This window comes from Gordonia sp. (in: high G+C Gram-positive bacteria) (assembly GCF_012515855.1).
Classification (GTDB): Bacteria; Actinomycetota; Actinomycetes; order Mycobacteriales; family Mycobacteriaceae; genus Gordonia.
Genome location: NZ_JAAYXO010000061.1, coordinates 21,635 through 28,107, shown reverse-complemented (window position 1 = coordinate 28,107; position 6,473 = coordinate 21,635). Strand labels below are relative to the sequence as shown.

At 68.6% G+C, this 6,473-nt stretch carries 7 protein-coding genes and 1 pseudogene; 7 read left to right on the top strand and 1 reads right to left on the bottom strand.

Going from position 1 to position 6,473, the window contains the following annotated elements; genetic code table 11:
* The 5 genes and pseudogenes from GX543_RS04155 to GX543_RS04135 form a co-directional block, all read left to right on the top strand.
* Positions 1-876, top strand: a pseudogene (locus GX543_RS04155) ([protein-PII] uridylyltransferase); the annotation flags it as partial.
* Positions 877-955: 79 nt separating this feature from the next.
* Positions 956-1,396 carry an NINE protein gene (locus GX543_RS04150; protein ID WP_290849997.1) on the top strand — a complete coding sequence of 147 codons (441 nt, stop codon included), beginning with the start codon at positions 956-958 and terminating at the stop codon, positions 1,394-1,396.
* Positions 1,397-1,574: 178 nt separating this feature from the next.
* Positions 1,575-1,970 carry a DUF2752 domain-containing protein gene (locus GX543_RS04145; protein WP_290849996.1) on the top strand — a complete coding sequence of 132 codons (396 nt, stop codon included), beginning with the start codon at positions 1,575-1,577 and terminating at the stop codon, positions 1,968-1,970.
* Positions 1,971-2,039: 69 nt separating this feature from the next.
* Positions 2,040-3,617, top strand: a complete 1,578-nt coding sequence (gene ffh, locus GX543_RS04140) for a signal recognition particle protein (RefSeq protein WP_290849995.1) — start codon at positions 2,040-2,042, stop codon at positions 3,615-3,617.
* A gap of 112 nt (positions 3,618-3,729) precedes the next feature.
* Positions 3,730-4,803, top strand: a complete 1,074-nt coding sequence (locus GX543_RS04135) for an amidohydrolase family protein (RefSeq protein WP_290849994.1) — start codon at positions 3,730-3,732, stop codon at positions 4,801-4,803.
* 6 nt (positions 4,804-4,809) lie between these two features.
* Here GX543_RS04135 and GX543_RS04130 read toward each other — a convergent pair whose 3' ends face one another.
* Positions 4,810-5,469, bottom strand: a complete 660-nt coding sequence (locus tag GX543_RS04130; RefSeq protein ID WP_290849993.1) for a hypothetical protein — start codon at positions 5,467-5,469, stop codon at positions 4,810-4,812.
* A 285-nt stretch (positions 5,470-5,754) separates the two neighbouring features.
* Between GX543_RS04130 and rpsP the strand changes: the two genes are divergently transcribed.
* Together rpsP and GX543_RS04120 are read left to right on the top strand one after the other, a co-directional pair.
* Positions 5,755-6,219 carry a 30S ribosomal protein S16 gene (rpsP, locus tag GX543_RS04125; protein ID WP_290849992.1) on the top strand — a complete coding sequence of 155 codons (465 nt, stop codon included), beginning with the start codon at positions 5,755-5,757 and terminating at the stop codon, positions 6,217-6,219.
* Entirely contained in the window at positions 6,216-6,458 is a 243-nt protein-coding gene (locus GX543_RS04120) for an RNA-binding protein (RefSeq protein ID WP_290849991.1), read from the top strand. The genes rpsP and GX543_RS04120 overlap by 4 nt, the downstream gene beginning before the upstream one ends.
* The last annotated feature ends 15 nt before the right edge of the window (positions 6,459-6,473 follow it).

The following is a 6,473-nucleotide window of genomic DNA, read 5'->3' as shown; positions in this document are numbered from 1 at the left end:
GTCCACCAGGTGGTGACCCGCCGCGATCCGACCGATCCGCAGGTCGTCGCCGACGTCGCGGAGACGCTCGGCCACAACGCGGTGCTGGTGTACCTGCTCGGCGCGCTCGCCGAAGCGGATTCGAAGGCCACCGGCCCGGGCGTGTGGGGCGAATGGAAGGCGTCGCTGATTTCCGGTCTGGTGGAGCGGGTCGTCGCGCACATCGGCGGCGACGAACCGGTGGTTCCGCCGCGCATCTCCACCGAACACCTGGTGCTCGCCGAACGCGGGGGAGTGCACGTGGTCACCCGCCCCGGCGACGGTCCCAACATGACCGTCGTGACCATCATCGCGCCCGACCGTCCGGGCCTGCTCTCGGCGATGTCGGGGGTGCTCGCGCTGTCGGGTCTGCAGTCGCACTCGGCGTCGGTGGCCACCCACGCCGGGCACGCGGTCGACACCTTCGTGGTGATGCCGACCTTCGGCGGGCCGCCCGACGCCACGCTGCTGCGGCAACGTCTCACCGCCGTGCTCGACGGCCATCGCGATCCGGTCGCCGAACTCGCGGCCAAGACCGCGGCGCGCGCACCGGCCGTCGGGTTCGCGCTGGGCAACGCGGTGCCGATCTCCAGGGCGGTCGCGCCTCCGCGGGCCCGCTGGCTGCCGGGTCCAGACGACCGGTGGCTGCTGGAACTGCGCTCCGCCGACGATGAGGGCCTCCTCGCGAGGGTGGCCGCACAACTGGAGCAGGCCGGCCTCGACATCGAGTGGGCGACGGTCTCCACCCTGGGCGCGACGGCGGTCGACACCTTCTGTCTTCGCCTCGCCGACGACAGTGCGGCCGTGCGTGAGGCCGCGTCGGCAGCCGTCCTCGCGGTCTGCGCTCCACTGCGGTGACCCTGCCTCGTCTATCGTCGGACCGAGGCCGTGTGCGGCACCGGTGGCAAATCGGCGAACGCGTGCTAACTTTTCGATCATGACCGATCCGAATCCGTACAACTTCCAGAAGAACACCCCGCATGAGCCGGCCATGGGGCAGCCGTTCCCCGGTGCCGGCCGGACCTACTTCGTGCGGACCTTCGATCAGGAACACGGACCCTACGACATCCCGACCCTCGCCCAGATGGCCAAGAGCGGTCAGCTGAAGCCGGAGCACGGCGTCCGTGCGTCCGACGGTCAGCAACTGCAGCCCGCGAGCACGCTGCCCGGTGTGTTCTCGGACAAGGAGTGGATGACGGCGCTGCTGCTGTCGGTATTCCTCGGCAGTCTCGGCATCGACCGCTTCTACCTCGGGTACACGGGCCTGGGCGTCGCCAAACTGGTGACGCTCGGTGGCTGCGGTATCTGGGCGCTGATCGATCTCGTCCTGATCGCGATGCGCAACGTTCCGGACTCGGATGGACGCGCGCTGCGCTGACCTGCGGTGACAAAGCGGCTGACCTGCGGTGACAAAGCGGCTGACCTCCGGTGACAAGCGGCTGAACCCCATGCCGAGCGATAGGGCCCAGGCGGCACGACAGCACACAGCTGTCGGCCGCCTGGGCCCTCGCCTTCGGCGGCGGGCACTCCGCATCCGGTTGGACGATCCACGTCAGGTGACCGCGATCGGCGTCGGTGCGGTGGTCATCGCGGCTTGTGTTCCGGTGGCGGGCATCGAGGACGGCCCCGTCCTGTGTCCGTTCCGCCGACTGACCGGCCTGCCGTGTCCGGCGTGCGGGCTCACCCGATCGTTCGTCTACACCATGCACGGCCATCTCGCCGAAGGTTTCCAGGCCCACTTCTTCGGGCCGCTGCTGGTTCTCGCGATCGCCGTGGGCGCCGTTCTACTGGCGACACGGATGGCAGGGAGAAGATCTGCGGCAGTGGGACGACCGTCGGTGCGACGCCCAGCAGAGCGTCTGACGACGCGGGCCAAATACCCGCTCATCGCCGTGATCGTCACCGCCTGGTCGGGATATGCAGTCGCCAGGATGGCCGGGATCGTCGGCTAGCGGAGACTATGCCGCGCCGTCGGGCCATCCGAGCAACGCGTGCTCGCCCGGACGTGGAAGGATGGGGGAATGTTCGAATCCCTCTCTGACCGGTTAACTGGTGCCCTGAAGGATCTTCGTGGCAAGGGGCGCCTCACCGATGCCGATGTCGACGCCACCGCACGCGAGATCCGCCTCGCGCTGCTCGAGGCCGACGTCTCGTTGCCGGTGGTCCGCGCGTTCATCAGTCGCATCAAGGAGCGAGCCAAGGGCTCGGAGGTCTCCGGCGCGCTGAACCCCGCCCAGCAGATCGTGAAGATCGTCAACGAGGAACTCGTCGGGATCCTCGGCGGCGAGACCCGGCGCCTGCAGCTGGCCAAGAACCCGCCGACGGTCATCATGCTCGCCGGCCTCCAGGGCGCCGGTAAGACGACGTTGGCGGGCAAGCTCGCGGCCTGGCTGGTGAAGCAGGGGCACACTCCGCTGCTGGTGGCCTGCGACCTGCAGCGCCCCGGTGCGGTGCAGCAGTTGCAGATCGTCGGTGAGCGCGCGGGCGTGCCCGTGTTCGCGCCGCATCCGGGCACCTCGGTCGGCGGCGAGGGCGCGCTGGGCGTCGACGGCTCCACCGATCCCGTCGGCGTGGCTCAGGCCGGTGTGCAAGAGGCCCGCGATCGGCACCACGATGTGGTCATCATCGACACCGCAGGTCGCCTCGGCATCGACGCGGAGTTGATGGCACAGGCCACCAGCATTCGCGATGCCACACAGCCGGACGAGGTGCTGTTCGTCCTGGACGCGATGATCGGTCAGGACGCGGTCACCACCGCCCAGGCCTTCGCCGACGGCGTCGACTTCACCGGTGTGGTCCTGACCAAGCTCGACGGCGACGCCCGCGGTGGCGCGGCCCTCTCGGTCCGGGAGATCACCGGCCGACCGATCATGTTCGCGTCGACCGGCGAGAAGCTCGAAGACTTCGACGTCTTCCACCCGGACCGCATGGCCAGCCGCATTCTCGGCATGGGTGACGTCCTCTCGCTGATCGAGCAGGCCGAAGCGCATTTCGATGCCGCCGAGGCGGAGAAGACCGCGGCCAAGATCAGCCAGGGCGAGCTCACCCTCGACGACTTCCTCCAGCAGATGCTGATGATCCGCAAGATGGGTCCCATCGGCAACCTGCTCGGCATGCTTCCCGGCGCGGGAGACATGAAGGAGGCGCTCTCGCAGGTCGATGACAAGCAGCTCGACAAGATCCAGGCCATCATTCGCGGCATGACGCAGGCCGAGCGCGATGATCCGAAGATCATCAACGCCTCGCGCCGCATCCGTATCGCCAAAGGTTCCGGTGTCACCGTCACCGACGTCAACCAGCTCGTCGACCGCTTCTTCGCCGCCCGCAAGATGATGGCGCAGATGTCCGGACGCATGGGCATGGGCGGTCCCGGTCAGCGACGCAACCAGCGCAAGGGCAAGAAGGGCGCGAAGGGTAAGAAGGGCAAGGGCGGTCGCGGACCCACGCCGCCGAAGGCGATGCGCGGCGGTTTCCCCGGCATGCCGGGGATGGGCATGCCGCCCGGCTTCGACCTGAGCAACATGCCTCCCGGGCTCGACGAGCTCCCGCCCGGCTTGGAAGGCATCGACCTGAACAACCTGAAGTTCCCCAAGAAGTAGGCCGCCGAACCACGGTCTTCTTTACTCGTCGAGTAAGCGAAGCGCATCGGTCTTCTCTGCTGGTCGAGTAAGCGAAGCGCATCGAGGCCGCCGAACAGCGAAAGGCGAATCCATGTCCGAGACGCTCGAGTTCACCGGCACCGATCCGTTCACCGGGGAGCCGCTGCGGTTCTGGGTGGCCGACGGAGTCGTCTCCACCGAGCCGCTCGCGGCGGACGCGACGGTCGAGGGCGGATGGATCGTCCCCGGTCTCGTCGACGCGCACAACCACGTCGGCATCGCTCCCGGATTGGGCGTGACGATCGAGCAGGCTCGCGGCCTCGCCCGCAAGGACCTGCGAGCGGGAACGATGCTGATCCGCGAGGTCGGCTCGCCGGTCGACACCCACCCGCTCGACGCCGATGTGCACGGTCCACGATTCGTGCGGTCGGGCAAGCACATCGCCCGCCCGAAGCGATATCTGCGCGACTACGGGGTGGAGCTTGACGACCCGGACCAGTTGGCCGCGGAAGTGGCGACGCAGGCGCGCGCGGGCGACGGTTGGGTGAAGCTCGTCGGCGACTGGATCGACCGTGACCTCGGTGACCTCGCGCCGCTGTGGACACGGGATCAGCTCGAAGCAGCGGTCGCCGCCGCGCACGACAACGGGGCTCGGATCACCGCCCACGTGTTCGGCGCCGACGCGCTGCCCGACATCGTCGGCGCGGGATTCGACTCGATCGAGCACGGCACCGGCCTCGACGAGGACCTGATCGACGAGATGGTGCGGCGCGACATCGCTCTGGTGCCGACGCTCATCCAGTTGGAGACCTTCCCGGACATCGCCGCGGGCGCGGATCGGTTCCCGAAGTACAAGGCCAACATGCTGGCCCTGCACGCGGGTCGCCGCGACGTGTTCGCGCAGGCGCGTGAGGCGGGTGTCCGGATCTACGCGGGCACCGATGCGGGCGGGACCATCACGCATGGCCGGATCGTCGACGAGATCGAATCCCTGGCGGGTATCGGCCTCTCTCCACTGGAAGCCCTGACGGCGGCGTCGACCGCTCCGCGGGCCTGGCTCGGCGTGCCGGGGATCGAGCACGGAGCGCGTGCCGACTTCCTGGTCCTGGACGCCGATCCGGCGCAGGATCTGTCGACGTTGCGTCGCCCGACGCACCTGATCTGCGGTGGCGCGAAGGTCGCGTGAGGGCGATCAGGTCACGATCTGCAGGATGCCGATCGCGATCAGCAGCGCGGTCACCAACCAACCGGCGGCGCGGGTGACGCGCGCCTGATTCTGGCGGGCGCGGCCGAACACCCGGCTGATCCACGAGTGCGGCCGGGCTCTGACCGCAGCCAGTGCCAGGCCCGCAAGAAGCGGCAGGCTGAGCGCGACGGTGGCGTACAGGAGGAGCCCGAAGTAGCGCCCGACGGCCGAGATGTCGGTGCCCGAGAGCACTGCGAGTCCGGCATAGAACGGCACGGACGTCGCCGACTGCACCAGGCCGAGCAGGAAGCCGACCAACACGGTCAACGGCGAGGGCGTGCGCAGGGGCGTGAGCACCTTGTCGACCAGATCCGACGACGAGCCTCCGCCCTTCCACGTGAGGAACGCGGTCAGCAGGCCGGTGAGGATCAGCAGGATGCCGAAGGCGGGGGAGGCGAGGACCTCGTCGACCAACGATTGCAGCCCGTCGAAGACGAGCATCACCACGATCGAGAGAGCGAAGACCCCGAGCCAGTCGCCGATCAGCAGCAGCGGTGCGATACGCCGGTACTGGCCGGGTGGCAGCATGATCGCGAGGGCGACGAGAACGCCGATGAGCAGCACGTTCACCGCGTCGACGAAGGCGAGCGACAGGGCGTGAAGCATGAGGGTGTCGGGTCTCCGGCCGTCGTGCGGTGGCCCGTTCGGCCACCGGTGTTCTTCAGGCACGCTACCGGGTCGACTCGCGTGCGGCCGATTCGCCGGGGCGGACGGGGCGTTTCGGAGTCGGCTCGGCTTGAGTGCCGGGCGGTGGCTCTGGCAGAATGGACCGCTGGTTCGCCGGAACCGGCCACGGCCGACCGGCGGTCACCCCGTAAGAGATCGCAAAACCGGGCTCGTCGCCTATCGGCGGGCCGCTGAATTGCGCAGTGACTCAAGGAGACACCCCACATGGCTGTCAAGATCAAGCTCACCCGCCTGGGCAAGATTCGCAACCCCCAGTACCGCATCGTCGTCGCCGACGCGCGCACCCGCCGCAACGGCCGCGCCATCGAGACGATCGGCAAGTACCACCCCAAGGAAGAGCCGTCGCTGATCGAGATCGACTCTGAGCGCGCACAGTACTGGCTGAGCGTCGGTGCACAGCCGACCGAGCCGGTCGCCGCACTGCTGAAGATCACCGGTGACTGGCAGAAGCACAAGGGCCTGCCGGGCGCCGAGGGCACCCTGAAGGTCGCCGAGCCCAAGACCTCGAAGCAGGATCTGTTCAACGCTGCCGTCGCGGCCGCCGAGAACGAGCCGTCGGTGGCTGCCACCACCGCTAAGAAGAAGGCCAAGAAGGCTGAAGAGGCCGCTGCTGAGGCTCCGGCCGAAGCTGCTGCCGACGAGGCCGGCGAGGCCAAGGCGGACGCGTGAGCGCGATCGTCGCTGACGCCGTCGAACACCTCGTTCGCGGCATCGTCGCCAATCCCGACGAGGTTCGGGTGGACCTGATCACCGGTCGTCGCGGCCGGATGGTCGAGGTGCACGTGAGCCCGGAGGACCTCGGCAAGGTGATCGGCCGCAACGGTCGTACCGCCACCGCGCTGCGCACCCTCGTCACCGGCATCGGTGGTCGCGGGATGCGTGTCGACATCGTCGACACTGACCGCTGACCGAGTCAGGACTCC

Excerpts from the sequence above, each read along its gene's own strand:
- GX543_RS04135 (WP_290849994.1), top strand. The coding sequence starts at position 3,730 with ATGTCCGAGACGCTCGAGTTCACCGGCACCGATCCGTTCACCGGGGAG.
- ffh (WP_290849995.1), top strand. The coding sequence starts at position 2,040 with ATGTTCGAATCCCTCTCTGACCGGTTAACTGGTGCCCTGAAGGATCTT.
- GX543_RS04150 (WP_290849997.1), top strand. The coding sequence starts at position 956 with ATGACCGATCCGAATCCGTACAACTTCCAGAAGAACACCCCGCATGAG.
- rpsP (WP_290849992.1), top strand. The coding sequence starts at position 5,755 with ATGGCTGTCAAGATCAAGCTCACCCGCCTGGGCAAGATTCGCAACCCC.
- GX543_RS04130 (WP_290849993.1), bottom strand. The coding sequence starts at position 5,469 with ATGCTTCACGCCCTGTCGCTCGCCTTCGTCGACGCGGTGAACGTGCTG.